This window comes from Microbacterium proteolyticum (assembly GCF_029639405.1).
Classification (GTDB): Bacteria; Actinomycetota; Actinomycetes; order Actinomycetales; family Microbacteriaceae; genus Microbacterium.
On the sequence record NZ_CP121274.1, the window covers coordinates 1,474,035 to 1,499,875 of the forward strand.

21 protein-coding genes and 1 pseudogene are annotated in these 25,841 nt (G+C 70.4%); 11 read left to right on the plus strand and 11 right to left on the minus strand.

The window, feature by feature from the left end:
• Window positions 1-150 precede the first annotated feature (150 nt).
• Window positions 151-666 (plus strand): universal stress protein, encoded by a 516-nt coding sequence (locus P8R59_RS07650; protein ID WP_278103436.1) that lies wholly within the window; start codon window positions 151-153, stop codon window positions 664-666.
• A 3-nt stretch (window positions 667-669) separates the two neighbouring features.
• Here P8R59_RS07650 and P8R59_RS07655 read toward each other — a convergent pair whose 3' ends face one another.
• From P8R59_RS07655 to P8R59_RS07665, 3 genes are all read right to left on the minus strand, one after another.
• A complete protein-coding gene (locus P8R59_RS07655) occupies window positions 670-1,275 on the minus strand; it encodes a PadR family transcriptional regulator (protein ID WP_278103437.1) in 606 nt (201 codons plus the stop codon).
• A complete protein-coding gene (locus tag P8R59_RS07660; protein WP_278103799.1) occupies window positions 1,275-2,126 on the minus strand; it encodes a DUF4097 family beta strand repeat-containing protein in 852 nt (283 codons plus the stop codon). The genes P8R59_RS07655 and P8R59_RS07660 overlap by 1 nt, the downstream gene beginning before the upstream one ends.
• A gap of 458 nt (window positions 2,127-2,584) precedes the next feature.
• Entirely contained in the window at window positions 2,585-2,749 is a 165-nt protein-coding gene (locus P8R59_RS07665) for a hypothetical protein (protein WP_171024277.1), read from the minus strand.
• A 221-nt stretch (window positions 2,750-2,970) separates the two neighbouring features.
• Between P8R59_RS07665 and P8R59_RS07670 the strand changes: the two genes are divergently transcribed.
• Window positions 2,971-3,240 (plus strand): DUF7218 family protein, encoded by a 270-nt coding sequence (locus P8R59_RS07670; RefSeq protein WP_278103438.1) that lies wholly within the window; start codon window positions 2,971-2,973, stop codon window positions 3,238-3,240.
• Window position 3,241: 1 nt separating this feature from the next.
• Window positions 3,242-4,207 carry a DNA topoisomerase IB gene (locus P8R59_RS07675; RefSeq protein WP_278103439.1) on the plus strand — a complete coding sequence of 322 codons (966 nt, stop codon included), beginning with the start codon at window positions 3,242-3,244 and terminating at the stop codon, window positions 4,205-4,207.
• Between the two features lies 1 nt (window position 4,208).
• Here the strand turns inward: P8R59_RS07675 and P8R59_RS07680 are convergent, their stop codons facing one another.
• Window positions 4,209-4,487, minus strand: coding sequence for a metal-sensitive transcriptional regulator (locus tag P8R59_RS07680; RefSeq protein WP_278103440.1), 279 nt, complete (start codon window positions 4,485-4,487; stop codon window positions 4,209-4,211).
• The gene (locus P8R59_RS07685; RefSeq protein ID WP_278103441.1) at window positions 4,484-6,148 is read right to left on the minus strand and encodes an FAD-dependent oxidoreductase; all 1,665 of its coding nucleotides are present in this window, start codon (window positions 6,146-6,148) and stop codon (window positions 4,484-4,486) included. The genes P8R59_RS07680 and P8R59_RS07685 overlap by 4 nt, the downstream gene beginning before the upstream one ends.
• Before the next feature lie 252 nt (window positions 6,149-6,400).
• Between P8R59_RS07685 and P8R59_RS07690 the strand changes: the two genes are divergently transcribed.
• The 3 genes from P8R59_RS07690 (at window position 6,401) to P8R59_RS07700 (ending at window position 10,377) form a co-directional block, all read left to right on the plus strand.
• Window positions 6,401-6,769 carry a fluoride efflux transporter FluC gene (locus tag P8R59_RS07690; protein WP_278103442.1) on the plus strand — a complete coding sequence of 123 codons (369 nt, stop codon included), beginning with the start codon at window positions 6,401-6,403 and terminating at the stop codon, window positions 6,767-6,769.
• The gene (locus P8R59_RS07695; protein WP_278103443.1) at window positions 6,766-7,131 is read left to right on the plus strand and encodes a fluoride efflux transporter FluC; all 366 of its coding nucleotides are present in this window, start codon (window positions 6,766-6,768) and stop codon (window positions 7,129-7,131) included. The genes P8R59_RS07690 and P8R59_RS07695 overlap by 4 nt, the downstream gene beginning before the upstream one ends.
• Window positions 7,132-7,212: 81 nt before the next feature.
• Window positions 7,213-10,377, plus strand: coding sequence for an efflux RND transporter permease subunit (locus P8R59_RS07700; protein WP_278103444.1), 3,165 nt, complete (start codon window positions 7,213-7,215; stop codon window positions 10,375-10,377).
• A 265-nt stretch (window positions 10,378-10,642) separates the two neighbouring features.
• Here P8R59_RS07700 and P8R59_RS19250 read toward each other — a convergent pair.
• From P8R59_RS19250 to P8R59_RS07710, 3 genes and pseudogenes are all read right to left on the minus strand, one after another.
• Window positions 10,643-11,290, minus strand: a pseudogene (locus P8R59_RS19250) (hypothetical protein); the annotation flags it as partial.
• A 185-nt stretch (window positions 11,291-11,475) separates the two neighbouring features.
• Window positions 11,476-12,381, minus strand: a complete 906-nt coding sequence (locus tag P8R59_RS07705; RefSeq protein ID WP_278103445.1) for an aldose 1-epimerase family protein — start codon at window positions 12,379-12,381, stop codon at window positions 11,476-11,478.
• Window positions 12,378-13,001, minus strand: a complete 624-nt coding sequence (locus P8R59_RS07710; protein ID WP_278103446.1) for an antibiotic biosynthesis monooxygenase — start codon at window positions 12,999-13,001, stop codon at window positions 12,378-12,380. The genes P8R59_RS07705 and P8R59_RS07710 overlap by 4 nt, the downstream gene beginning before the upstream one ends.
• A 357-nt stretch (window positions 13,002-13,358) precedes the next feature.
• Between P8R59_RS07710 and P8R59_RS07715 the strand changes: the two genes are divergently transcribed.
• Window positions 13,359-15,641 carry a DEAD/DEAH box helicase gene (locus P8R59_RS07715; RefSeq protein ID WP_278103447.1) on the plus strand — a complete coding sequence of 761 codons (2,283 nt, stop codon included), beginning with the start codon at window positions 13,359-13,361 and terminating at the stop codon, window positions 15,639-15,641.
• 50 nt (window positions 15,642-15,691) lie between these two features.
• Here P8R59_RS07715 and P8R59_RS07720 read toward each other — a convergent pair whose 3' ends face one another.
• Together P8R59_RS07720 and P8R59_RS07725 are read right to left on the minus strand one after the other, a co-directional pair.
• Window positions 15,692-17,827, minus strand: a complete 2,136-nt coding sequence (locus tag P8R59_RS07720; RefSeq protein WP_278103448.1) for an intein-containing Rv2578c family radical SAM protein — start codon at window positions 17,825-17,827, stop codon at window positions 15,692-15,694.
• Window positions 17,828-17,871: 44 nt separating this feature from the next.
• Complete coding sequence (locus P8R59_RS07725) at window positions 17,872-19,260, minus strand: AAA family ATPase (protein WP_278103449.1); 1,389 nt, start codon at window positions 19,258-19,260, stop codon at window positions 17,872-17,874.
• A 127-nt stretch (window positions 19,261-19,387) separates the two neighbouring features.
• On the opposite strand from P8R59_RS07725, the gene P8R59_RS07730 reads away from it, so the two are divergent.
• Window positions 19,388-20,488 carry a M15 family metallopeptidase gene (locus tag P8R59_RS07730; protein WP_278103450.1) on the plus strand — a complete coding sequence of 367 codons (1,101 nt, stop codon included), beginning with the start codon at window positions 19,388-19,390 and terminating at the stop codon, window positions 20,486-20,488.
• 66 nt (window positions 20,489-20,554) lie between these two features.
• On the opposite strand, the gene P8R59_RS07735 is transcribed toward P8R59_RS07730, so the two are convergent.
• Window positions 20,555-21,586, minus strand: coding sequence for a LacI family DNA-binding transcriptional regulator (locus P8R59_RS07735; RefSeq protein ID WP_278103451.1), 1,032 nt, complete (start codon window positions 21,584-21,586; stop codon window positions 20,555-20,557).
• A 159-nt stretch (window positions 21,587-21,745) separates the two neighbouring features.
• Here P8R59_RS07735 and P8R59_RS07740 point away from each other — a divergent pair, with 159 nt between their 5' ends.
• From P8R59_RS07740 to P8R59_RS07750, 3 genes are read left to right on the plus strand one after another with little or no spacing between them, the layout of a single operon-like run.
• A complete protein-coding gene (locus tag P8R59_RS07740) occupies window positions 21,746-23,935 on the plus strand; it encodes an alpha-galactosidase (RefSeq protein ID WP_278103452.1) in 2,190 nt (729 codons plus the stop codon).
• Complete coding sequence (locus P8R59_RS07745; protein ID WP_278103453.1) at window positions 23,932-24,861, plus strand: carbohydrate ABC transporter permease; 930 nt, start codon at window positions 23,932-23,934, stop codon at window positions 24,859-24,861. The genes P8R59_RS07740 and P8R59_RS07745 overlap by 4 nt, the downstream gene beginning before the upstream one ends.
• A gap of 9 nt (window positions 24,862-24,870) precedes the next feature.
• Entirely contained in the window at window positions 24,871-25,821 is a 951-nt protein-coding gene (locus tag P8R59_RS07750) for a carbohydrate ABC transporter permease (protein ID WP_278103454.1), read from the plus strand.
• Window positions 25,822-25,841 lie beyond the last annotated feature (20 nt).

The following is a 25,841-nucleotide window of genomic DNA, read 5'->3' on the forward strand; positions in this document are numbered from 1 at the left end:
CACGATCGACGTCGAGGGCCATGCTGTGGGCCCTGCGTATTGCGGTTCCGGACCGAGCCGGTAAGAGTAACAGCCAGGATATCACGGTGCTTTCCGCCCCCGCCTGCTGTGGGCCGACGGGAGTGGTGCCGCACGTTCAGAGGAGTCACCATGGCAGACGACAACCCCGCCCCGAAGCGCCCCGGTGTCGTGATCGCGGGCGTCGTTCCGGGCCAGTCGCCGCGGGTCCTGCGGGCCGCCGCACGGCAGGCCGCGCTCGCGGGAACGGACCTGATCGTGGCGCACGTCGACACGACCCGTTTCGTCGCCTTCGAGGACCCCGACGGTTACGTGAGCCCCTCCACGGTCGACGTCGCGGGAGCGGCGGCCAAGGCGGCCCTCTCCGAGGTGCAGGCCGCGGCGGACGCCGCGCTGGTCGACGCGCAGGTGACGTGGTCGGTGCGGCAGGCGATCGGCGATCCCGCGCTCGCGCTGATCCACCTCGCGGACGAGCTGGACGCGTCGCTCCTCGTCGTCGGCACCCGCAAACGCGGGCTGGGGGAGTCGCTGCGCGAGTTCCTCACCGGGTCCGTCGCCGCGCGACTCACCCACCGGCAGCGTCGACCCGTGCTGGTCGTCCCGCTGGGTGAGCCGCTCGCACCCGACGAGGAGCTCGTCTGGGAGTGACCCTCAGCCGCGCACCGCGCGGGCGACGGCCTCCGACGCCTGCTGCAGCGCGGACTCGATGGCATCCACACCGGATGCCGTGAGCTCGCCCCCGCGAGCCACGTGCGAGCGCAGCTCGGAGCGGACGCGTCCGCGGAACTCGGTGATCGCGGCATCCGCGCGATGGAGCTGTTCGCGGCTGAGCGCGCGCGGGTCGTGCGCGGGCGCCCTGTCGGCCTGCTCGCGTTCGTCGCGCGAGGCGGCGGCGAGATCGGCGCGGAGGCTGCGCATGGCATCCCGGACGCTCCCGCGGACTTCGTCGGCGATGAGGCGGACGCTGTCGGCGAGGCCCGCCTGGATGCCTTCGAGGTCTCCCTCGCGGGAGGTGACCTCGGCGCGACCGGCATCCGTGATCTCGTAGACGGTCTTGCGGCCGTCGACGGTCTTGGTGACGAGACCCTCCTCCTCGAGCTTCGCGAGGCGCGGGTAGATCGTGCCGGCCGAGGGCGAGTAGGTCCCGCCCGTGCGCTCGGTGAGCGCCTGCATGAGGTCGTAGCCGTGGCGGGGGGCCTCGGCGAGCAGGCTGAGGATGTAGAGGCGCAGATCGCCGTGGGAGAAGACGGGGCTCATCACCACTCCTCCTCTTCGGCGAGTTCGTCGGGGCGCAGACCCGAAACGCCCCGGCGGAGGACGGTGATCTCGCCCGAGACGGTGTTCGCCCGCACGTCGACGAACGACCCCGCGAGGGCGCCGGTCGAACCGGTGTAGTTGGTCGGGCCCGAGCCCGAGCGCACGCTGCCGTCGATCTGCACGCGCCCGCTCACCGACCGCGCGACGTAGTTGGCGGGGAGGCCGCGGTCGAGACGGATCGTGGCCGAACCGCTGACGGAGTTCAGGGTGATGGATTGCACGGTGCCGGTCGAGTCCACCAGCAGAGCGCCCGCGACGGTGTCGACCGAGGCCTTCGTGACGGCGCCGGTCACGGCGATGTCGCCCGAAACGCTGTTGGCGGTGAGGGCGCCCTGGAGCTCGCGCACCTGCACGTCGCCCGAGACGGCGTTGAGGCTCACGTCGCCGACGAGTCCGTCGACCATGATGTCGCCCGAGACGGTGTTGAGCTTGGCATCCGTCCGGAGTCCCGAGACGAGCGCGCTCGCGCTGACGACGCCGAGGGTGAGGGCGACGGTGCGCGGGACGGCGACGCTCACCTCGGCCTTGGGGCCGCCGGCGCCGAAGTTGCGGAACACCTCGAGGAAGTTGTCCCACCGCAGCTGCGGGTGGTCGATCTCGAGCCGGCCGTCGATCATCTCGATGCGCAGGTCTTTCACGGTGACGCCGTGCACCTCGATGCGGGCGCCCGGGTCGTCGTGCGCGATCACGTCGACCTGGCCCCCGACGAGGCCGATCTTCAGTTCCCGCAGTCCGTCGACGTCGATGACGCGCGTCTCGCCCGGGTGGACGATCCATTTCTCCATGGCGATCTCCTTACTCACGATATATCGCGTTGATTCGAGTATCGCGATATATCGCGTCCGCGTCAAGGCCCACCCTCGGGTCGTGCGCCAGACCTCCAGGGCGAGGCCCCGCGTCTCGGTCTGCGTTCGGCGTCCCGGCATCCATTCATTTCACGTGAACCGGCCGAGCGCACACGCTGCGCGCGTTCGCGGCGTGTGCGTTCGTCCAGATCACGTGAAGTGGCTCCGGCAGGAACTCAGGCGCGTGAAGTCGCTCCGCAGGAACCCGGGCGCGTGATGTGGCTCCACAGAAACCCGGGCGCGCGATGTGGCTCCGCAGGAACCAGATCACGTGAAGTGGCTCCGCAGGTACCCGTAGAAACGACGGATGCCACGTCCTGGGGGAGGACGTGGCATCCGGGGCGGGCGGACCCGCGGGGATGAGGAGGCTCGTGCACCCGAAACGCGAGCGCTCCTCTCGGGGGTTAAACCGGCTTGCGGCCGCTGATCAGGCGGAACAGCAGCACGATCAGGGCGATGAGGCCGACGATGATGGCGATCCAGAGCAGGAAGCTCGCGGCCTGACCCAGGCCGCTGAAGATCGCGATGACGATCGCGGCGACGATGATGATGATCAGGAAGATGTTCATGGGGGGCTCCTTGCTTTCTCCGCTGGGCACGGCAACCGGCGAGTGGTTGACCTCCACGTTCTCATTCCGCGCGGATCCCGGCAGGGGGTTGACGTTCCTGGAAATCGGCTGATAGCCCGCGCGGGCTCTGAGCGAGGGCGGTCGGGGTGCGGCTGTCAACCCCGCCGAAGCCGGTCGGCGCCCAGTCGTACCGTCGTGGCATCCCACGGAAGGAGGCGGCCATGCCCCAGGGGCGAGGATCGAACAGCCTGAAGGACCCGGATCTCTACGAGGAGCTGCGGAAGCAGGGCGACTCGAAGGAGAAGGCCGCGCGCATCTCGAACGCCGCCGCCGCGCAAGGACGCGGGAAGGTCGGCGCCCGCGGGGGTCGCGCGGAGGACTACGAGGACCGCACCGTGGACGAGCTGAAGAAGCGGGCGAAGGAACTGGGCATCACCGGGTACACCGGCAAGAAGAAGGCGGAGCTGATCGAGATGCTCCGCACCCACTGACGTGGCGCGCCTCGTCCGGGTGCGGCCCTACGAGGACCCCGGCTTTCGTCGTGTCCGCTCCGGGTCCGGTTTTCGTTTCGTCGACCACACCGGGGCTGCCGTCCCCGAGCGGGAGGCGGATCGCGCCCGGGGGCTCGTCATCCCGCCCGCCTGGCGCGAGGTGTGGATCGCCCGCCAGCCGAACGCCCACATTCAGGCGGTGGGCACCGACGAGGCTGGGCGACGCCAGTACACGTATCACGCGGACTGGTCGAAGCGTCAGGACAAGGGCAAGTACGCTCGCGCCCTGCAACTGGCCGAGGCGCTGCCGCGGGCTCGCGCGCGCGTCACCCAGTCGCTGCGCCGCTCGGACGTCGACCGTGAGCGGGTGCTCGCGGTCTCGTTCCGCCTGCTCGACCAGGTCGCCCCGCGCGTGGGCAACGCCCGCTACTTCGTCAGCAACGGCAGCCGCGGGCTCACGACCCTCCAGCGCCGGGATGCCACGGTCGAGGGCGACCTCATCCGCCTGTCGTTCCCCGCGAAGAGCGGCAAGCGGGCCGAGCTCTCGCTGAAGGACGCCGAGGTCGCGGCGCTCATGGCGGAGCTCGCGACCGGTCGCTCGCGCGCGGCCCTCCTCAGCTACCGTCGGGGACGCCGTCGCGTTCCGCTCACGCCGGGCGACGTGAACGCGTACGTGCGGTCGCTCACCGGCGGCCCGTTCAGCGCGAAGGACTTCCGAACCCTGCGCGGCACGATCCTCGCCGCCGAGGCGCTCGCGGAGGCGGGCGTCGCCGCGACGAAGAACGAGCGCAAGAAGGTCGAGCTCGCCGCCGTGCGCGCGGCGGCCGCCGCCCTCGGCAACACGCCCGCGGTGGCCCGCTCGAGCTACATCGACCCGCGGGTGTTCTCGCTCTACCGTCGCGGCCACACGATGGAGCTGGGCGGATCGAAGGATGCCGCGATCCGCCGCCTCATCCTGGGCGAGTAGCTCAGGCCAGGGTCAGGAACAGCTTCTCGAGGTCCTCGAGCGAGAGCCGGTCGCCCTCTCGGTCGGCGGCTTCGTCGTCGGTGAGACACGTCCGCATCGCGGTGCTCACCACCGCGAATCCCGCCCGGTCGATCGCCTTGCTGACCGCCGCGAGCTGCGTCACGACCGCGCGGCAGTCGCCGCCGGCCTCGATCGCCTCGATGACGGCGGTGAGCTGGCCGCGGGCGCGCTTCAGGCGGTTCGCGGTCTTGCGGATGGTCTCGGCGTCCGTCTCGGTCACGAGCGGGTCCCTTCGGTAACGGTGCGGCCGGCGAGCCAGGTGAGGTAGCCGCCGTCGAGATTGCGGACGTCGCGCCCCGCCCCGGCGAGGAGCCGGGCGGCCGTGTGTCCGCGCTGTCCGACCTGGCAGTGTACGACGAGCGGGCCGTCCGGAAGCGGGGTCGTGCCCGCGCGGAGGTCGTCCAGCGGGATGTTCGTGCTGCCGGGGATCGCCCCCGCCGCGACCTCGGCGGGGGAGCGCACGTCGATGAGGGTCGCTCCCTCGGCCAGGACGCCGGCGAGCTCGTGCCACTGCACGGCGCGCGTCAGGCCGGTGCGGAGGTTGTCGGCGACGTACCCCAGCTGGTTGACCGGGTCTTTGGCCGACCCGAACGGCGGCGCGTAGGCGAGTTCGAGGCGGGAAAGACGCGAAGCGCTGACGCCGGTCTGCATCGCCAGGGACAGCACGTCGATGCGTCGGTCGACGCCACGCCCGCCGACGATCTGCGCGCCCAGGATGCGGTCATCGCTCGGGCCGACGAGCAGCTTCATCGACATGCGCTCGGCCCCGGGGAAGTAGCCGGCGTGGTCGGTGGGGTGCGTGTGCAGCACCCGGTGCGGTCGCCCCTCGGCGCGCAGGCGTGCTTCTCCGGCCCCGACGGTGGCGATGACGAGGTCGAACACCCGCAGGATGGCCAGGCCGGTCGCGTCGTCGGCGGCGTCAACGGCATCCGTCCCGAGCGCGATGACGTCGGCGGCGGTGCGCCCGTGCCGATTGGCCAGTCCCGCCATGGTGACCAGCGCCGGTGCCCCCGAGACGACGTCGACCTTCTCGACCGCGTCGCCCACGGCGAAGATCCGGTGATCGGAGGTGCGCTGCCACGGGTCGACCGCGATGCCGCCGCTCGGTCCGAGCGCGAGGCCCGCCGCCGCGGCGAGGGCGGTGTCGGGACGAGTCCCCCGCGCGTCGATCACGAGGTCCGTCTCGATCTGGGCGCCGGAGGCCAGCGTCACCGCGGTCGCCGAGACGTGGGTGATCTCGTCCGCGAGGTGAAGGTCGATGTCGTGCCGCCGCAGCTCGTCGATCACGGGCCCCGCCATCTCGGCATCCAGAGGGCGGAAGGGGTGCGAACCGCGGTGCACGAGCGAGACGCGGATGCCGCGGCGCGCGAGGTTCTCGACGGCCTCGAGCCCGATGAAGCCGCCGCCGGCGACCACCGCGCGCCGGGCGCCCGCGTCGAGTCGGGCGACGATGTCGTCCACGTCGTCGATGGTGCGCAGCGTCAGGATCGGAACGGAGTCCTCGTCGGCCGGCGGAGGGGGGACCGGCACGGACCCGGGCGACAGGATCAGTTGGTCGTACGTCATCGTCCGATCCGCGCCCGTGGCGAGGTCGTGAACCCGCACCGCCCGGGCGACCCGATCGATGGCGACCACCTCGGTGCGGACGCGGACGTCGAGGCCGAAGCGGGCACCGAGGGTCTGCGGGGTCTGCAGAAGGAGGGCGGATCGATCCTCGATCTCGCCGCCGACGTAGTACGGCAGTCCGCAGTTCGCGAAGCTCACGTGCGGTCCGCGCTCGATGACGATGATCTCGCGGGCGTCGTCGAGTCGACGCAGGCGGGTGGCGGCGGACATGCCTCCGGCCACGCCGCCGACGATGATCGTGCGGGCGGCCGTCATCGTCCGAACAGTCGCGACCAGAGCCCGCCGGACTCCGAGCGCTCGTGCCCGGGGCAGCGGTCGGCCCGGGGGACCCCGGCCATGACCATGTCCACGTGCTGGCCGCAACCGGCCCACGTGGTCTTCCCGCAGGTGCGGCAGGTGACGGCTCGACACATATCTGTCTCCTTCTCGGTCGTGGGCTCAGCGTAGCAATACCCCCGGGGGTATGCAAAACGGCCGCCTGAGACCCGGGGCGCATAAGGTGATCGCGTGGTGTCCTGGCGCGATCTGGTCTCGGTCTTCTTCGGCGGTGCGCTCGGGACCGCGGCGCGCGCCGGCCTGACCCTCGCCCTCGCCGATGATCTCGGCCCCGCGCTCGTTCCGCTCATCAACGTCGTCGGCGCGTTCGCCATCGGCATCCTGTTCGGGATCCGGGCGCGGATGCCGATGTCCACGCGCGCCCAGCGGGCGCAGCTGTTCTTCGGCACCGGCGTCCTCGGCGGATTCACGACGTACAGCGCGCTGGCGGTCGAGTCCGCCGACCTGTCGCTGCTGTGGTGGGGGGCGGCGACCGTCGTGGTCGGGACGCTCGCCGCGTGGCTCGGCGTTCTGATCGGGCGCGGAGGGCGCGTCGCGTGACGCCCCTGGTCTTCCTCGCGGTGCTCGTGGCCGGTGGAGTCGGCGCGGCGCTCCGCTTCACGCTCGACACCGCCGTGCGCGGGCGCACCGGTGAACGGTTCCCCTGGGGGATCCTCGTGGTGAATCTGACCGGCGCTTTCGTGCTCGGGCTCGTCACCCCGCTCGTCGTGGACGAGGCGTGGCGGTGGATCGTCGGGACCGGGTTGCTCGGCGGGTACACGACCTTCAGCGCGGTCGCGGTGACGACCGCCCTGCTCGCCGAAGAGGGGCGTGCCCGCGCCGCCACGACGTACGCGGTCGCCTCGTTCGCGGGATCCGTCCTCGCGGCGGCGGCGGGTCTCGCCCTCGGTCACGCCCTCTGAGCGCGCTCCCACCGCCGCGGCCGTGGGATACTGGCCCTCGATACAGTCCTGTATCGAGTCGGTCGACCCGAAGGGCCCCGCGTGTCGTATCTGGCCGTCCTGAGCCTCCGCAACAGGGCGCTCATCGCGCTCGTCACGATCGTCGCCGCCGTCTTCGGCGGGCTCGCGCTGACGAACCTCAAGCAGGAGCTGATCCCGTCGATCGAGTTCCCCCAGCTCGCGGTCGTCACGACCTACCCGGGTGCCTCGCCCGAGGTCGTCGAAGCCGACGTGTCGACCCCCATCGAGGGCGCGATCCGCGGCGTCGAGGGACTGGAATCCACGACGGCCACGAGCACGACGAACTCCTCGATCGTTTCGGCGTCCTTCACCTACGGCACCGACCTGGCCGCCGCGCAGCAGAAGATCCTCGCCGCGATCGCTCGCATCAAGGACCAGCTTCCCGAATCGGCCGATACGACCGTGGCATCCGCGAGCATCGACGACTTCCCCGTCATCCAGCTCGCCGTCACCGGCTACTCCGACGCGCAGACCATCCAGTCCACGCTCGAGTCGGTCGTCGTCCCGGCGCTCGAGGACGTCACGGGGGTCAATGCCGCCCAGGTGGTCGGCGGCACCGGACAGCGCGTCACGATCACGCCCGACCCGACGCGCCTGGGCGAACGCGGGTTCGGCCAGCAGGCCATCTCCGACGCCCTCGAGGCCAACGGCGTGCTCTTCCCCGGCGGATCGATCACCGAGGGCGACCAGACCCTGACGGTGCAGACGGGCGCCAAGCTCACCAGCGTCGACGAGATCACGGCGCTCCCGCTCGTCCCCACCGACGCCGCGCAGGCATCCGCCGGGCCCACGACGATCGGCGACGTCGCGACCGTGGCGCAGCAGTCCGACCCGGTCACGACCCTGTCGCGGGTCAACGGCGAGCCCGCGCTCACGATCGCGGTCACGAAGCTCCCCGCGGCCAACACCGTCGACGTCTCGCGCGCCGTGCTGGCGGCGATCCCCGACCTCGAGTCCTCGCTCAACGGCGCGACTTTCACGGTCGTGTTCGATCAGGCGCCGTTCGTGGAGCAGTCGATCGAGGCGCTCGCGCAGGAAGGTCTCCTCGGACTCGCGTTCGCCGTCGTCGTCATCCTGATCTTCCTGATGTCCGTGCGCTCGACGCTCGTGACGGCGATCTCGATCCCCACGAGCGTCCTCGTGACCTTCGTCGGGCTGCAGGCGTTCGGCTACTCGCTCAACGTCCTGACCCTCGGCGCCCTCACGATCGCCATCGGGCGCGTGGTCGACGACTCCATCGTCGTCATCGAGAACATCAAGCGCCACTACGTCGGCGACGCCGACAAGATCCCCACGATCATCCGCGCCGTGCGGGAGGTGGCCGCCGCCATCACGGCATCCACGATCACCTCGGTCGCGGTGTTCCTCCCCATCGCCTTCGTCGGCGACGTGACCGGCGAGCTGTTCCGGCCGTTCGCGCTCACGGTCACCATCGCCATGGCGGCGTCACTGCTCGTGTCGCTGACGATCGTGCCCGTCCTGGCCTCGTGGTTCCTCAAGCCCGGGAAGGTGGTCCGGGATGCCGAGGGCAACCCGGTCGATCCCGAATCGCCGACCGCGCCGCCCTCGCGCCTGCAGAAGGCCTACGTCCCGATCCTCAGCTGGACCCTCCGGCACTCCTGGGTGACCCTCGGCCTCGCCCTCCTCGTGCTCGCCGGGACCGTGGCATCCGTCCCCCTCCTCAAGACCGACTTCCTGGGCGACTCGGGCCAGAACACGTTCACCGTGACGCAGAAGATCGGTTCGGCACCCAGCCTCACCGCCGAGGATGCCGCCGCTCAGAAGGTCGAGGCGGTGCTGCGCGACATCCCCGGTGTCGAGACCGTGCAGACCTCCATCGGGTCCAGCGGCTCCGCCCTTCGCGATGCCTTCTCCGGTGGGGGCTCGGGTATCACGTACTCGATCACGTCGGAGGCCGGGGTCGATCAGGTCGACCTGCGTGAGCGCGTCCGCACCGCCGTGTCCGACATCGCCGACGCCGGCGACATCGAGGTCAGCGCCCAGGGCAGCGGATTCGGCTCGACCGACATCACCATCGACGTGACCGCCGCCGACGCCGACGGCCTGCAGCAGGCCACCGACGCGGTGGTCGGGGGGCTCGAGGGCCGCGACGGCATCGGACAGGTCTCCAGCAGCCTGTCGGCCTCGTTGCCCTTCGTCTCGGTGCGGGTGGACCGGGATGCCGCCGCCGAGCGCGGACTCTCGGAGCGGACCGTGGGAGCGCTCGTGTCGGGGGCGATGCAGCCGCGCCAGGCGGGCACCGTCGAGATCGACGGGCGCGGCGTGAGCGTCTACATCGCGTCGGACGACCCGCCCACCACGGTCGACACGCTCAAGGCGCTCGAGATCCCCACGGCCGGCGGTGCCGTGCGGCTCGACGAGATCGCCACGGTGGAGACGAGTCAGACGCCGCCGAGCATCACCACGTCGCGCGGCCTGCGCACCGCCACCGTGACCGTCACCCCGACGACCGACGACCTCAGCAGTTCTTCGGCCAGCGTCCGCGACGCGCTCGCGGACGTGGCGCTGCCGGACGGGGCCACCGCGAAGCTCGGCGGCGTCGTGACGAACCAGCAGGACGCCTTCGGGCAGCTCGGCCTCGCGCTGCTCGCGGCGATCCTCATCGTCTACGTCGTGATGGTCGCGACGTTCAAGTCGCTGCGGCAGCCGCTCGAGCTGCTCGTCTCCGTGCCGTTCGCCGCGACCGGTGCCATCCTCATGCTGGCGATCACGGGCGTCCCGCTCGGTGTGGCCGGCATGATCGGCGCGTTGATGCTCGTGGGCATCGTCGTCACGAACGCCATCGTCCTGATCGACCTGGTGAATCAGTATCGCGCGCGCGGACTCAGCGTCTTCGACGCCACCGTCGTCGGCGGCTCACGCCGACTGCGTCCGATCCTCATGACCGCGCTCGCGGCGATCTTCGCGCTCGTGCCCATGGCGCTGGGGATCACGGGACACGGGGGGTTCATCTCGCAGCCGCTGGCCGTCGTGGTGATCGGCGGACTCGTGTCGTCGACGTTCCTGACGCTGCTCGTGCTGCCGACGCTGTACAACCTCGTCGAGGGAGCGCGGGAGCGGCGGGCCGCCCGCCGCGCGGCGACATCGACGCCGGACGCAGGCGCGGCGGAGCCGACGACGGGCGAGCACCCGGTGAGCCGGCGACAGCTGCGCGAGGGCCACTGACGATCACCGGGCGGCGCCGGGCCAGGCTCGAACGGGCTCGGCCGGTGCCGACGAGCGCGCCGCGCATGCGCAGCGTCGAGCGCGACGAGAGGGCCGCCACGGCGACGTCGGTTCCCCGGGGCAGGATGCGGGGCGCGACGACGGTCGCGGGTGCGTCGACGGGCTCCACCGCGGAACGAATCCCGACGCCCGTCAGGCAGTGGGTGAACACGCCCGACCAGGCGAACATGGCGCTGAACGCGATGACCTCGAACAGGGCGAGGTTGATCGTCGCCGTCACGAACATCCAGGCGCCGGCGAAGAGGAACACGAACACGAGCGACGTGGAGATGACCAGGCGCTTCGGCAGGCGGTGCAGCAGGAAGGGTGACGTGAACAGCAGTGCCGCGAAACCGAGGACCATCATTCCGGCGACCTTGTCGTGCAGGTCTTTGTTGGTGTTGAGCGGAACGCATCCGACGAGTGCGAGGTTCACACCGATCACGGTCAGGAAGAACGCCGCCGAGGTGGGCGCGCCGCGGCGTCCGGCGCGACGACCGAGCCGACGGAGATCCCGCCGCACGCGGACCGCGTAGACGACGACCAACGACCCGCCGATCTTGAGCGTGTTGTTGAAGAATGCGGCCGACAGGTCGTGGAACGTGCCGAGCTGGCTGAAGTGCAGCTGCCACCAGAGCGGGTCGCTGGTGGTGAGGATCGATGCCAGGATGCCGCCCACGAGCACGACGAGCACGAGCCCGGCGAGGTGCATGGTGGGGATGTCGTCGAAGCGACGGGCCAGCCGGCGCGCCAGGACGGGAAGGGAGGCGGAAGGGACGGCGGGGCGGACCGCAATGCTCATGTCGGGCACTTTCGTCGTGGACGGAACGGGTGTCCCCCCACACCGCGAGACCCCCGGCCCCCGTCGGCTCATTCGGGTTGTGAACCGAGGGAACGATGGTCCTCGGTCTCCCCGGTGGCGACGGAATCCGTCAAGGGAATGGTAACTTTCCCCGAGCCCTCATAGGAAAGGTCTTGTCTGCGAATTCCCCAGATCGTCGGCGGAATTTCTTGTCCCCCATTTGGGGGACAAGGGCCTTATTCAGGGGGACGAGAACCTCATCCGCGGTAGGAAATACCCCATTCGCGACGCAATTCTCCACCCGGCTCGAGCGACAGCAGATCCGTCCCCGTCGCGAAAGCGTTCGACGGCGCCGTCATCGGTTCGACGGCCACGGCCAGCGGGTTCCCCGGGTACCGGTCGGTGGTGAAGACCTGCACCCACTCGAAGCCGGCATCCTGCCAGAGCTCCACGACGCGACCGTCGGGGGCCGTGAGGGTGTGACGCGCGCGGCCATCGGCATCCCGCTCGAGCCCGCGATAGGCGTTGTCGAGCGACACGTCTCCGAGGCGACGACCCGCGCGGAGGTCGGTGGCCTCGTCGACCGGGACCTCGTCGACCGGGAGCTTCCGGTCGTCCAGGACGAGCGTCGTCGTGCCCGTCGAGTGCACGACGAGATCCTCGGTGGCGACCCCGCCGATCTGCAGATACGGGTGGATGCCGAGCGCCACCGGCGCCGTGTCGGCGCCGACGTTCTCGATGCGGTGCTCCACGTGCAGACCGTCCGGGAGCAGGGTGAAGGTCACGTGCGTGCGCAGGTGGAACGGGTACCCGGTCTGGGGGACGACGTCCGCCGTCAGCACGAGCCGCTCGTCGGCGACCTCTTCGGCCGTGTACGAGCCGAAGCGCAGCAGTCCGTGGCTGGCGTTGCCGAACGCCGGCTCGCTGATCGCGAGCTGACGGTCCACTCCGCCGAAGGAGTACTTGCCGTCGCGGATGCGGTTCGGCCAGGGCACCAGGACGACGCCGGATGCCGCGGGCGTGGGCACGTCGTCGGCGTAGCGCGGGACGAGATCGACGCCGTCGACGGTGAGGGCGCGCAGGGCCGCGCCCACCTGAGCGATCTCGGCCGAGGAACGGGGTCCGTTCAAGCGGAACCGGTAGCCGGTGGGGTCGGCGGTCATGAGGACACCTTTCGAGGACGCGGCGGGCGTTGCAACCAGGGTCGCAGCAGGCGGGTCACGCAGGGAAGAACCGCGTAGGTCATCACAGGGGTGAGCAGCAACGTCGTGCCGAGGACGCGCAGCGGCAGCGGCACCTCGGCGAAGCCCGGGATGAACCCGAGCAGCCAGCTGGCGAGCAGGTTCGTGGGGAAGAAACCGATCCAGATCGTCACCGCCTGCTTCCATCGGGGCGGTGCGGGCGGGACCGGCTGCTGCACGGCCTGGGTCGTGGCATCCGTCCCGGTCAGCACCGATCCGAGCGAGGCGTCGAACCAGCCCTCGATGCCGGTGCGCCGTTCCACGCGCTCCTCGCGGGCGAACGGGCGGCCGGAATCCAGCCACCACTGCCGCTGCGACGAGGTCTCCCACTGCTCGAGCGTGGTGATGTCGCGGAAGCGGTACAGCATGTACCAGAGGTCGCTGTCTTCCCCCGCGCGTACCCAGCCCGAGCCGAGGAATCCGGGGAAGGCGGTCGCGAGGTCGGTGCCGGCCTGCATCCAGGAGGTCGCTTCGGCGGTGCGCGTCGGGTCGATGCGCCGCTCGATCGCCACCGTGATGGGGTGGGCGTCGGTGTCTGCCATGGTTCCATCTTCGGCTACCCTCCACGTCCCGGTTCTCCCGGCCCTCGTCCCGCTCATGGCGCCGCGTGTCCCGGAAGTGGTCAGTCCGGGCGCGTGAGAACCGCAGAAGGTGGGACGAGGTCCGACTCGGCAAGGACATGGATGCCATTCCCAGGCGCGGGCTGTAACGTGGTGCGGTCGGCTCTGGACGCCGCGTGTGATGCGCGGATGGGTTTGTGAGTCCAAGGGGCCGATGGACAGGACGCGATCGCGGCCTCGACCATCATCAGTGAATGGCCCCCGGCCGACGACAGTCCGGGTTTCGCACCGCCCCGAGCGGTGTCGCTGTTTCGCGCGAACAGAACCCAGGAAGTCCCCATGCCCAAGAACAAGAAGCCCGCCGGCGGTCGCGCCGCGAAGAACTTCGAGCCCCGCTACGGCGCTCAGACCTCGTTCCAGGATCGCAAGCGTCGCCCCGGTGCCGACGCGCCCGCCAAGCCCGGCAGCAAGAGCCCCACCCACCGCGGCTACCGCGCCCCCGAGGCCGACACCGCCCCCGCCAAGCGCCGCTGGAGCGCGTCGGACCGTGCCGGTCGCGACGAGGCCCGCGGCATCCGCAGCAACGCGCGCGCCGATGAGCGTCCGGCCCGGTCGTTCGACGACCGTCCCGCGCGGTCGTTCGACCGCAACGACCGTCCGGCTCGGTCGTTTGACCGCAATGACCGTCCGGCTCGTTCGTTCGAGCGCCGCGACGACCGTCCGGCCCGCGATGACCGTCCGGCCCGGTCCTTCGACCGCAGCGACCGTCCGGCCCGCGATGACCGTCCCGCTCGTTCGTTCGACCGCAATGACCGTCCGGCTCGTTCGTTCGACCGTAACGATCGTCCGGCTCGTTCGTTCGACCGTAACGATCGTCCGGCTCGGTCCTTCGAGCGCCGCGACGACCGTCCGGCCCGCGATGACCGTCCTGCCCGGTCCTTCGACCGCAGCGACCGTCCTGCCCGGGATGACCGTCCCGCTCGTTCGTTCGACCGCAGCGATCGTCCGGCTCGTTCCTTCGACCGCAGCGACCGTCCGGCTCGTTCGTTCGACCGCAGCGATCGTCCGGCTCGTTCCTTCGACCGTGACGACCGCCCCGCTCGTTCGTTCGACCGTAACGACCGTCCGGCTCGGTCCTTCGAGCGCCGCGACGACCGTCCGGCCCGCGATGACCGTCTCGCCCGTTCGTTCGACCGCAGCGACCGTCCTGCCCGCGATGACCGCCCCGCTCGTTCGTTCGACCGTAACGATCGTCCCGCCCGCGATGACCGTCCCGCGCGGTCTTTCGAGCGTCGTGACGACCGTCCCCGCCGCACGGACGGCCCCAACCGTTCGGACTGGAACGCGTCGCCGAAGCGCTCGACCGAGCACGAGCAGCGGGTCGACGTCGTGCACGAGCGCCTCCAGGCCGAGGCCGTCGATGCGGCGACCGTGACCGGTGCCGGCTTCGCCGACCTGGGTCTGGGCGACAACATCGTCCGCGCGCTCGCCGGCCTCGGGGCCGAGAAGCCCTTCCCGATCCAGGCGGCCACGGTCGCGCCCATCCTCGAGGGTCGCGACGTCCTCGCCCGGGGCCGCACCGGCTCCGGCAAGACGATCGCCTTCGGCGCGCCGCTCGTCGAGCGCATCCTCCGCGCCCAGGCCGGTCAGCGTCGCGAGTTCGCCCGTGCGCCCAAGGCGCTCATCATGGCCCCGACGCGCGAGCTGGCCCTGCAGATCGACCGCACGGTGCAGGCCATCGCGCGCAGCGTCGGCCTGTTCACCACGCAGATCTACGGCGGTGTGCCCCAGGCGCGCCAGGTCGGTGCGCTGAGGAAGGGCGTCGACATCGTCATCGGCACCCCCGGTCGCATCGAAGATCTGCTGAACCAGGGCAAGCTCGACCTCTCGCAGGTGCAGGTGGCCGTGCTCGACGAGGCCGATCACATGTGCGAGCTCGGGTTCCTCGAGCCGGTCCAGCGCATCCTGCGCGCGACCGCCGAGGGTAGCCAGAAGCTGCTCTTCTCGGCCACGCTCGACCGCGAGGTCGCGGCCCTGGTCGACGAGTTCCTCGTCGAGCCGGCCGTCTACGAGGTCGCCGGCGAAGACCAGGACTCGAGCACCATCGAGCACCGCGTCCTCGTGATCGAGCACCGCGACAAGGCGCAGATCCTCGACTCGCTCGTCGACCGCGAGGGCAAGACGCTCGTCTTCGCCCGCACGCGCGCCTACGCCGAGATGCTCGCCGAGCAGTTCGACGAGGCGGGCATCGCCGCGGTCGCCCTGCACGGTGACCTCAACCAGCAGAAGCGCACCCGCAACCTGGAGAAGCTCACCTCGGGTCGCGTGAACGTGCTCGTCGCCACGGACGTCGCCGCGCGCGGCATCCATGTCGACGACATCGATCTGGTCATCCAGGCCGACGCCCCCGACGAGTACAAGACCTACCTGCACCGCTCCGGTCGTACCGGTCGCGCCGGTCGCCGCGGCACCGTCGTGACGCTCATCACGCGTCAGCGTCAGCGCCGTATGACCGAGCTGCTCGATCGTGCCGAGATCGAGGCGCCGTTCGAGCCGACGCAGCTGGGTGACGACGTGCTCGAGGAGCTCGCGGGTCGTCAGCTCTCCGACGTCACGTCCTGAGTCGATCTCGAAAGCCCCGTCCGCCGTGTGCGGGCGGGGCTTTCGCCGTTTCAGAACAGGGTGGGTTCGCTCGCGGGGGCGACGGACGGGCGGGCGGATGCCGCCGACCCGGTGGTGCGGACGGGCCCGAGTCGCGGTGTGGTCGCCGTGCGCGCGGCGAGCCCCGGCTGCGGCCGGCCGCGCGGGTGGTCATCCTCGTCCCATCCGTCGAGGCGATGCATCCGCAGCAGCGGCTGCACGCGCTTACCGAGCCAGCGCCGGTAGGCCTGCGGTGCCTGCGCCGACACCCCCGGGTACAGACCACGGTAGGAGGAGACGAGTTCCGGGTGCTCGCGCTCGAGCCACTGCAGGAACCACTCCTTCGCCCCGGGCCGAAGGTGAAGTGCCCCGTAAACGACCCTCGTCGCGCCGGCGGCACGGATGCGCCCGAGAGCGTGGTCGAGGGCGGCGACCGAGTCGGTGAGGTGCGGGAGGATCGGCATGAGGAAGACCGTCACGCGGAACCCGGCCGCGGTCGCCGCCCGAACGGTGTCGAGCCGCGCCTCCGCGGTGGGGGTGCCGGGCTCGAGCGATCGTTGCAGCGCATCGTCGAACACCGCGATCGACATCGCGAGCGTCACCCGCACCTCTTTCGCCGCATCGGTGAGGAGCGGAAGGTCACGCCGGAGCAGCGTGCCCTTGGTGAGGATCGAGAACGGCGTGCGGTTCTCGGCGAGCGCATCGATGATGTCGGGCATCAGGCGGTAGCGACCCTCGGCCCGCTGATACGGATCGGTGTTCGTGCCGAGCATCACGGGTTCCCGCGCCCACGACCCGCGCCGCAGCTCGCTGCGCAGCACGTCGGCGACGTTGATCTTCACCACGATCTGGGAGTCGAAGTCGGCCCCCGAGTCGAGGTCCAGGTACTCGTGCGTCTTGCGGGCGAAGCAGTTGTGGCTGACGACGCCGTTGGCGATGAAGTCACCCGTGCCGGTGCTGATATCGATCATGTCGATCTCGTACCCGAGGTCTTCCACAGCGATGACGCGAAGGTCGGAGCTGGTCTTCACGGCGGTCCCCACGACGTCGAGTATCCGCGGCAGGGCAGGGCGCGCGATACGGAAGAAGCGCTGTCGCGCAGCCAGCCCGCCGCGAAGTCGAACGGAGCACACGTCGGTGGTCGTCTTGCTCTCGCGCACGGCATCGAAGCCGAAGTGTGCGAAGCCCTCCTCGATCAGATCGAGCAGTTCGATGTTCGCGTTCGAGATTCTCAGGATGCCGCGGGAGCAGGACCCCTCTGCGTCGAAGATCCCACCCAGGAATCCCGCGAGCCACTCCGAGGATCGGTGTTGCGGGACCCTGATGTGATCCTCGAGGCGGGCGATGTCCGCTGAACGCGCGGTGTGCAGAGCCGTCATCGGCCGGTATCCCTCAGGCACCGTGAATGGGCGTTGCGTCGTCTGGATATCGAGGTCATCCATGTAGGCGCGAGTCAGCGCCAGCGGCTCCGGGTCTGCCAGCGCGAGGCGGAATCGGTGAATGTCGCGGACCCGATGTCCGTCGTCGTATTTTCGGTGAAAGATCATGCCGTCGCCGCGGATCATGCCGGTGACATACCCCTGCTTGCGGTCTTCGCTCTCGATGGGATGAGCGATCGGGGTGCCCAGACCGAACCCCTGCAGGCGGTTCGACGTCGTCAGATAGGGGCGCTGATTCGCCCCCTGCATCGCGCCGGAGACGAACTTCCACCCTCGCTCGGTGAGGAAGCGGTGGTCAGCGCTGGCGACGATCTCCGTTCCGTCGGCCAACGTCACCCGAAAGGCGCGCTTTCTCGTGGGCCACTTGGCTGTGACCGTCGTGCGCACGAATCGGCGGTAGGCGCCCTGCTTCTGCGTGCCGATGATCTCGTCGTCGATCTTGACCTCGCGGAGAGGCACATGTCTCCCGTCGGCGGTCATGATGAGCGTGTCGGGGGACAGGCAGTAGGCACAAGCATGACTGCATCCTCGGTAGGGGTTCACCGTCCAGTCGAAAGGCATGGCCGAGGCGCCCGGGACGCGGTTGAGCGCCGTCTTGGCGAGCACTTCGTGGAAGGTCATCCCGGCGAACTCGGGAGTCGTCACCGAACGGACGAGACCGTCCATGCGCTCCATGCCGGGAAGCGCCGCCGTGTCGTCGACGCCGAGCTTCTGTCCCTGCCACCTCATCCCCTAATGGGAACATGTGTTCTATGAATTGGCAAGCGCCTGCGTCACTGACTAGAAGAAAGAGACTCCCGTCCGCCGAGCAACAGCCGGGTCAGCGCTGCGCCGGACGACAGCAGGTCGTCGAGCGCGGCCGCGAGGTCGTCGTCGGTAGGCAGCTCGTCACCGCGGAGCGCCGCCCGCAGAACCGCGCGGCGCACCAGCTCTTTCGCGAACGAGCCGGTCGTGCCCTCGGCGCGCTCGGCGGCGGCGTGCAGCGCCTCGGCGGAGAAGGGGAGGCTGCCCGCGTAATGCTGGAACAGGCGGCGCCGGGCGGTGACATCGGGCAGGGCGATCTCGACGCCGAGGTCGACGCGGCCGGGGCGGGCCGCGAGGGCTTCCTCGAGGATCTGCACGTGGTTCGTGGTCATCACGAATGCAATGTCGGCATCCGGTTCCAGGCCGTCCAACGCGTCGAGCACGTCGAAGAGGACCGGCTCGGGGGAGTACGCGCGGTCGGCGGCGACGAGGTCGATGTCCTCGAGCACGACGAGCGCGGGCGCGAACGTGCGCGCGATCTCCGCGGCCGCGGACACGAAGCGGATGCTCGACCCGGTGAGCACGACTGCGGTGGTGCCCGGTGTGCGCGACAGCAGATGGCGCACCGTCAGTGTCTTGCCGGTGCCGGGCGGTCCGTACAGCAGGACACCGCGCTTGAGGTGCTGCCCCGCGGCGCGCAGCACATCGCGCTGGTCGCCGATGCCCACGACGTGGTCGACGATCCTCTGCAGGACTCCGTCCGCGAGTACGACGTCGTCGGCCTCGACGGAGGGGCGGGGGAGGAACGTCGCTCCCGCGTGCGACCCGTACTCGGTCGGCGCGAACGACAGCACCTGGCCGCGCAGCACGCTCCGCTCGACCATGAGGCGGCGGATCTCGGCGAGCGCGGCGCTCGTGGCATCCGGGTCGGATCCGAACACTTCCAGCCGTGCGGCCGGCGGCATGACGTTCGGCGAACTCGAACGCTGCACCACCGCCAGGGGGTGCCCGTCGAACGTCAGGAGCCGAACGCCGAACGCGACGACGCGTCGCTCGACGCCCGGACCGATCGCCCGCGTCTCGTACGAGATGGGGCCGGGTGCGAACCGCGCGTAGGAGGACGCCAGGAGCTCGGATGCCGAGACGTGCCACCGCTGGTCGCCGCCCGTGACGCCGATGACGCGGCCCCCGCCGACGGCCGTCAGCTCGTCGAGGGCGATGTCCGCATCCACGTACCGGTGCAGCGACAGCGACTCCGTCGTGACGGGGACGGTCGCGGCATCCACCCCCAGATGGTCGGAGATGACGTCGGCCAACGCGCTGCGTCCGTCCGCGTGGTCGTCTGCGGCGACCCTCTGCACGTGCTCCAGGTAGCGGGCAACCGTACGCAGCGCTTCGCGGTCGTGGTCGTCGATCATCGTTGCCCCCCGGTCGGATTCCACCTCTCCCACCCTGCCCGGGCGGGCGCTTCCGGGCAACGGGGGATTCCGTGCCCGTCCGTGCGCCCCCTCGACCGGCCCGGAGCGGCGGGAGAGAATGGGTCGAGTGACTTCCTTCGATCCCGAGCTCTCGCCCCGCCGCGCCGCGCGCGCCGAGGCCGAACGGCGGGCGACGGAAGCGATCGAGGTGGTCACGCCTCCGGGAGAGCCGGTCGCGCCGATGACGCGGCGCCTGCGCCGCGATGCGCCCTCGGCCGCGGGTCTCGGCGTGCGGTGGGCTTCGCGCCCACGGCGGGTCCGTCGACGGGTGGCGGTGCTGGCGCTCGGGCTGATGGCCGTGGCCGCGGGACTCATCGCCGCGGGCATTGCGACGGCGGGAAACGTGTCCACCCCGGTGGCCGCGCCCGAGGCGGCGGCGATGGTCGGTCCACCGGCGGTGCCGGCGGAGGGCCTGCCCGTCCCGGTGATCGCCGAGGCGCCCGCACCGACGAGCCCGTGCGACGACCCGGCGTTCACCGCCGTCCTCGCAACGGGCGACGACACCGCGACGATCGCCGCGATCGGCGGGGCGGGGGCGTTCCGGTCCGCCGTGGCATCCGGGATCGCTCCGTGCATCTCGCTGTCGGACCCGAACCGCGAATGGGTCGTGGTGAACAAGAAGCGTCCGTTCGACCCCGCCGACTACCGGCCCGGCGACCTCGTGATGCCCGACGATGTGCGCGCCCTCAAGGAATCGGGTCTGCGCCGGACCGCGGCCGACGCGTTGACGACGCTCGTGGGCGCGGCCGCGGATGCCGGGGTGGGCGAGATCGGGTATCTCAGCGCCTTCCGCTCCTACGAGAACCAGCAGGCGACGTACGCGGATCGCGTCGCGGTCGGCGGGGTGGAAGAAGCCGACCGCGAGAGCGCGCGCGCCGGGTTCAGCGAGCACCAGTCGGGGCTGGCGGTCGACATCGTGCCGTGCAACCGGTCCTGCGGCACCCTCGATGACGTCGCCGGGTCGAGTCAGGGCGCGTGGGTGCGCGACCACGCCTGGGAGTACGGCTTCATCACCCGGTACGACGTCGGCCGCATCGACGTCACCGGGTACGAGCCCGAGGCGTGGCACCTCCGTTACATCGGGCCCGAACTCGCGAAGGCCTATCACGACGGGGGTTTCACGACGCTCGAGGAGTTCTTCGGTCTCCCGGCCGCGCCGACGTACTGAGCGAGTGGATGCCGGAGTGAGCGGCCGGTCGGCGGGGCGCCGCTTCACGGGTGCCCGGCCGAGACGTCAGTGGTTCGCCGACACCGTGCGCGGTGGACTCGCGCTGCTCTCCCGGATGACGAGGGACGGTGTGACGGCGGAGTCCTGCGCACGCTCGCCCGAGGCGAGCCACTGTTCGAGAAGCCCGAAGGTGCGGCGCCCCAGGTCGACGAAGTCCTGCTGGACGGTCGTCAGCGACGGATTCCACATGCGCGCGAAGGGCTGATCGTCGAAGCCGACGATGCTGATGTCGTCGGGGATCCGCCGTCCGCCCTCCTGGAACGCCCGCGCCGCGCCGATGGCGAGTTCGTCGTTTCCGCAGAGGAGAGCGGTGAGTCCCGGTACCCCGAGCAGTCCGCGCGCCGTGTCGTAGCCCGAGGTGGGGGAGTAGTCGGCCTGCACCAGCGCGGGCACCGCCGCGCCGGCATCCTCGAGCGCCTTCCGCCACCCCCAGGCGCGGCCGCTGCGGGGCCGTGTCGCGGGGATGGCCAGATGATGGACGGTCTCGTGGCCGAGGGACAGGAGGTAACGCGTCGCTTCGTAGCCGCCGGCGTAGTCGTCGAGGAACGCGTGCGGCGTCGTGCCGCGCGCACGACGCGCGCCCGCGGCGGCGACCACGGGCAGGCTCGTCGGCATCGCGGCCAGGGTCTTGACCCCGACCTCGTCGAACTCGATGACGATCGCGCCGGCGAGGGTCTGCGAGAGGGTGCCGTCGACGGCCCGGGCGAGCTCGGCCGGATCGCCCGACTCGACGACCGCGATCATGATGACGTATCCCGCGGCGCGTGCCGCCTCCTCGATTCCCTGCAGCGTCGCGGCGTAGCCGTAACGGATGGTGTTGCGGGCGAAGACGGCGATCGTGGAGCTGCGACCGCGCACCAGGGACTGGGCGGCCGCATTGGGCCGGTACCCCAGCTCCTGGACGGCGGCCTCGACCTTGGAGCGGAGGCGGTCGCTCACGCGCGTGCGGCCCGAGAGGACGCGCGAGACCGTGGACACGCTGACGTCGGCTTTGGCGGCGACGTCGACGATCCCCGGGACGTCGCGTTCGATCGGCATTCGCACAGCCTATGACCAACGTTGGTCCACGGTCGCGAGGACTTTCCCTTCGGCGGCTGCGAAAACTTTGACCAACGTTTGCAGAGCGGCGGAGGCCATGCTAATTTGACCAACGTTTGCAGGACGATCCGACGATGGATCAAGGAAGGCGAAGAGGCTGTGACGACGCAAGCGATCTCCGAAGTGCAGGGCGACCTCCCGGAACCCTGGCCCTCGGTCGTGACGCTGCGTGCAGCCGGAGCGGCGCTCATCCTGGCCGTCCCGCAGAGCGCGCTCCCCCACGTCGTCCACTGGGGCGCCGACCTCCCCGACGCGGGTACGGACACCGCCCGCGAGATCGCGCTGCACGCGCAGGCGCCCCTGGCGACCAACGGGGTGGACGGCGCGGTGGTCGTCTCCGTCCTCCCCGAGAACTCCACCGGATGGACCGGGACGCCGGGTCTGTCCGGGCACCGGTCCGGGGGCTCGTGGTCGACGAAGTTCGTCCCCGACGCGGTGCGCGTCCTCATCGACGACGACCGGGGAGGCCGCGTCGAGGTGGACGCCCGTGACCTCGACGCCCGACTCCGGCTCCTGATGGTCATCGAGATGCTTCCCAGCGGCCTGGTGCGATTCGACGCCGAGGTGACCAACGAAGCGGACGGCTACTACACCGTCAACGACCTGCAGCTGGCTCTGCTCGTACCGCATCGCGCCGAGGTCCTGTTCGATCTGGCCGGACGGTGGGCGAAGGAGAAGATGCCGCAGTGGCGCGACTTCACCGTCGGCACGCACCTGCGCGAGGGACGCCACGGACGCACCGGGGCGGACGCCGCGACCCTCCTCATCGCCGGGTCGGCGGACCTCGACTTCGACCGCGGAGAGGCCTGGGGCCTGCACGTGGCGTTCAGCGGGAACCACCGCCTCCTCGCGGAGCGCGCGTTCTCGGGGGAACGGGTCCTCATGGGCGGAGAGCTGCTGCTTCCGGGGGAGATCCGCCTCGGTCGCGGCGAGACGTACCGCACGCCCTCGGTCTTCGCCGCCTACGGGCGGGGGCTGGATGACGTGGCCGGCCGGTTCCACCGCCACCTCCGCGCCCGGGCCGCCCACCCGCGGTCGGTTCGACCGGTCGTGATGAACGTGTGGGAGGCCGTCTACTTCGACCACGACCTCCCGCGCATCCTGGAGCTCGCGGACGCCGCGCAGCGTGTGGGGGTGGAGCGGTTCGTCCTGGACGACGGCTGGTTCGGTTCCCGACGCGACGACACCTCCGGGCTGGGCGACTGGGTGGTCGCCGAGGACGTCTGGGGCGGGGGACGCTTCCGCGCCCTGGTCGACGGCGTGAAGCAGCGCGGCATGGAGTTCGGACTCTGGTTCGAGCCCGAGATGGTCAACGTGCGCTCCGAGCTCGCCCAGGCGCACCCCGAGTGGCTGCTCCAGGTGCCGGGGCGCCTGCCGGTCGACTTCCGTCACCAGCAGGTGCTGGACCTCTCGCACCCGGGCGCCTTCGAGCACGTGCGCCGGCAGATCGTCTCGCTCGTCCGCGAGTACGGCATCGACTACATCAAGTGGGACCACAACCGCGACCTCATCGAGGCGGGCTCCACGCGGACCGGCCGCGCGGGCGTCCACGAGCAGACGTACGCGACGTACCGGCTCCTCGATGCCGTGCGCGCCGACTGCCCCGGGCTGGAGATCGAGTCGTGCTCCTCCGGCGGGGCGCGGGTCGACCTGGAGATCCTCGACCACACCGATCGGGTTTGGGCGTCGGACTGCATCGACGCGCGGGAACGCCAGCAGATCCAGCGATGGACCGCTCAGCTCCTCCCGCCCGAGCTCGTCGGCAGCCACATCGGCGCGGACCGCGCGCACACCACCCGGCGCCGCCTCGACCTCGACTTCCGCGCCGCGACCGCCCTCTTCGGCCACTTCGGCATCGAGTGGGATCTCACGTCCGCCTCGGAGGGCGAGATCGCGCGGCTGGCGGAGTGGGTCGCGTACTACAAGGACGTCCGCGGCCTCATCCACTCGGGGACCGTCGTGCGGCGCACGCTCGAAGGCGGGGATCTCTGGCTCCACGGCGCCGTCGCCGAAGACCGGACCCGCGCGCTCTACGAGGTGACGCTGCGTGAGCGCCCCGTGACCTGGCCGGTCGATCGGGTGCGCCTGCCCGGATTGGACCCGCAGAGCGAGTACCGGGTGACCGTCGGCGGGCCCGCGGACCCGCGGCCCTTCGATCCCCGGATCCACCCGTCGTGGTTCCGCGAGGGCACGGTGCTCAGCGGCGCCGCCCTGGGGGAGATCGGCATCCACATCCCCGCTCTGGATCCCGATACCTGTGTCGTCGTGAATGTGGAGGCCCTGCAGTGAGCACCCGAACGAGTCCCCTGAACACCCGGGCGATCGTCGCCCCCACGGGCAAGCGCCGACGCCGCGGCGACGCGAAGGTCGCCCTCTTCTTCATCGCTCCGGCCGCGCTCGGCTTCCTCGCGTTCTACCTGATCCCTTCCCTCCGGGGGATCTGGTTCAGCTTCACCGACCAGAACCTGATCGGGGCGGGCGAGTTCGTCGGAGTCGCCAACTACACCCGAATGTTCGGTGACCCGCTGTTCTGGAACGCCCTCGGCGTCACCGTCGAGTACGTCGTCATCAACATCGGTGTGCAGACCGTCCTCGCCGTCGCGATCGCCGTGCTCATGCACCGCCTCACGCGGTCCGCGGTCATCCGCGGCATCATCCTGCTGCCCTACCTGGTCGCGAACGTCGTCGTCGCGCTCGTGTGGTTCTGGATGATGGACTACTCCACCGGCATCATCAACGTCTTCCTCGACGCGATCGGCGGCGACCGGATGGCGTTCTTCGGAAACGAGACGCTGGCCATCCCGACCATCGCGCTGATCAACGTCTGGCGCTACGTCGGCTACACGGCGCTCCTGGTGTTCGCCGGGCTGCAGACCATCCCCACCCAGCTCTACGAGGCGGCGGCCCTGGACGGCGCCTCCGAGGTGCGGATGTTCCGCTCGATCACCCTCCCGCTGCTGCGGCCCGTCCTGGCGCTCGTCCTCGTCATCACGCTCGTCGGATCGTTCCAGATCTTCGACACCGTGGCCGTCACCACCCAGGGAGGCCCGATCAACTCGACGCGGGTCATCTACTACTACATCTACCAACAGGCCTTCGAGAAGTTCGATCTCGGATACGCGTCGGCCATGTCGGTGTTCCTGCTGGTCGTCCTGGCCCTGGTCGCCTACTTCCAGCTCAAGATCATGCGCTCGAACTCCTCGGACCTGGCTTAGGAGCCCCTCATGACCGCTGTCATCACACCGCCCCGGGCCACCGAGGCCGCCGCGGGCGAGTCCGCCGCCCCGCCGGCATCCCGTCGCCGGATCAACATCGGCCGCATCGTCGCGTGGGCGTGCCTCGTCGTCATCCTGATCGTCACGCTGTTCCCCTTCTACTGGATGCTGCGCACCGCCCTCTCCACGAATACCGCGCTCTACACCAACGCGGGGAGCCTGCTCCCCGTCGACTTCAGCTGGGGCGGCTTCGCCCGCGTGCTCGGCCTGTCGTCGCCGGAGCAGGCGGTGGCCGAGGGCGGCACGACGGGATCGATCAACTTCTGGCTCTACCTGCGCAACACCGTGATCGTGGCCACCGTCATCACGATCGGACAGGTGCTGTTCTCCTCCATGGCCGCCTACGCCTTCGCCCGCCTGGAGTGGAAGGGACGGGACGTCGTCTTCTTCCTCTTCCTCACGGCGCTGATGATCCCGCCGATCTTCGTGCAGCTGCCCAACTTCATCCTCATCCGCGACCTGGGGCTGCTGAACACGCTGGCCGGCATCATCCTGCCGTTCTTCTTCATGACCCCCTTCGCGATCTTCTTCATGCGGCAGTTCTTCCTCGGCATCAGCCGCGAGGTCGAAGAGTCGGCGAAGATCGACGGCGCGGGGCACCTGCGGATCTTCTTCCGGATCGTGCTCCCGATGTCGTCGACGCCGGTCTTCACGCTGGCGCTCCTGACCTACATCACCGCGTGGGGCGAGTACTTCTGGCCCCTCCTCGTCGGTCGAGCCGACGACGCGCGCGTGCTCACCGTCGCGCTGGGGATCTTCCGCTCCCAGACCCCGCAGACGGGCCCGGACTGGGCCGGCCTCATGGCCGGAACCCTCGTCGCGGCCCTGCCCATCTTCGTCCTCTTCGTCCTCTTCGGCCGGAAGCTCGTCGACAACCTCGGCTACTCCGGAATCAAATGACCCCCCGCCCCACAGCCCCT

Bases quoted from the DNA above. Each gene is read 5' to 3' on its own strand.
- P8R59_RS07705 (WP_278103445.1), bottom strand. From the start codon at position 12,381: ATGACCGCCGACCCCACCGGCTACCGGTTCCGCTTGAACGGACCCCGT.
- P8R59_RS07655 (WP_278103437.1), bottom strand. From the start codon at position 1,275: ATGAGCCCCGTCTTCTCCCACGGCGATCTGCGCCTCTACATCCTCAGC.
- P8R59_RS07650 (WP_278103436.1), top strand. From the start codon at position 151: ATGGCAGACGACAACCCCGCCCCGAAGCGCCCCGGTGTCGTGATCGCG.
- P8R59_RS07670 (WP_278103438.1), top strand. From the start codon at position 2,971: ATGCCCCAGGGGCGAGGATCGAACAGCCTGAAGGACCCGGATCTCTAC.
- P8R59_RS07750 (WP_278103454.1), top strand. From the start codon at position 24,871: ATGACCGCTGTCATCACACCGCCCCGGGCCACCGAGGCCGCCGCGGGC.
- P8R59_RS07685 (WP_278103441.1), bottom strand. From the start codon at position 6,148: ATGACGGCCGCCCGCACGATCATCGTCGGCGGCGTGGCCGGAGGCATG.
- P8R59_RS07665 (WP_171024277.1), bottom strand. From the start codon at position 2,749: ATGAACATCTTCCTGATCATCATCATCGTCGCCGCGATCGTCATCGCG.
- P8R59_RS07720 (WP_278103448.1), bottom strand. From the start codon at position 17,827: ATGAGGTGGCAGGGACAGAAGCTCGGCGTCGACGACACGGCGGCGCTT.
- P8R59_RS07715 (WP_278103447.1), top strand. From the start codon at position 13,359: ATGCCCAAGAACAAGAAGCCCGCCGGCGGTCGCGCCGCGAAGAACTTC.
- P8R59_RS07735 (WP_278103451.1), bottom strand. From the start codon at position 21,586: ATGCCGATCGAACGCGACGTCCCGGGGATCGTCGACGTCGCCGCCAAA.
- P8R59_RS07710 (WP_278103446.1), bottom strand. From the start codon at position 13,001: ATGGCAGACACCGACGCCCACCCCATCACGGTGGCGATCGAGCGGCGC.
- P8R59_RS07725 (WP_278103449.1), bottom strand. From the start codon at position 19,260: ATGATCGACGACCACGACCGCGAAGCGCTGCGTACGGTTGCCCGCTAC.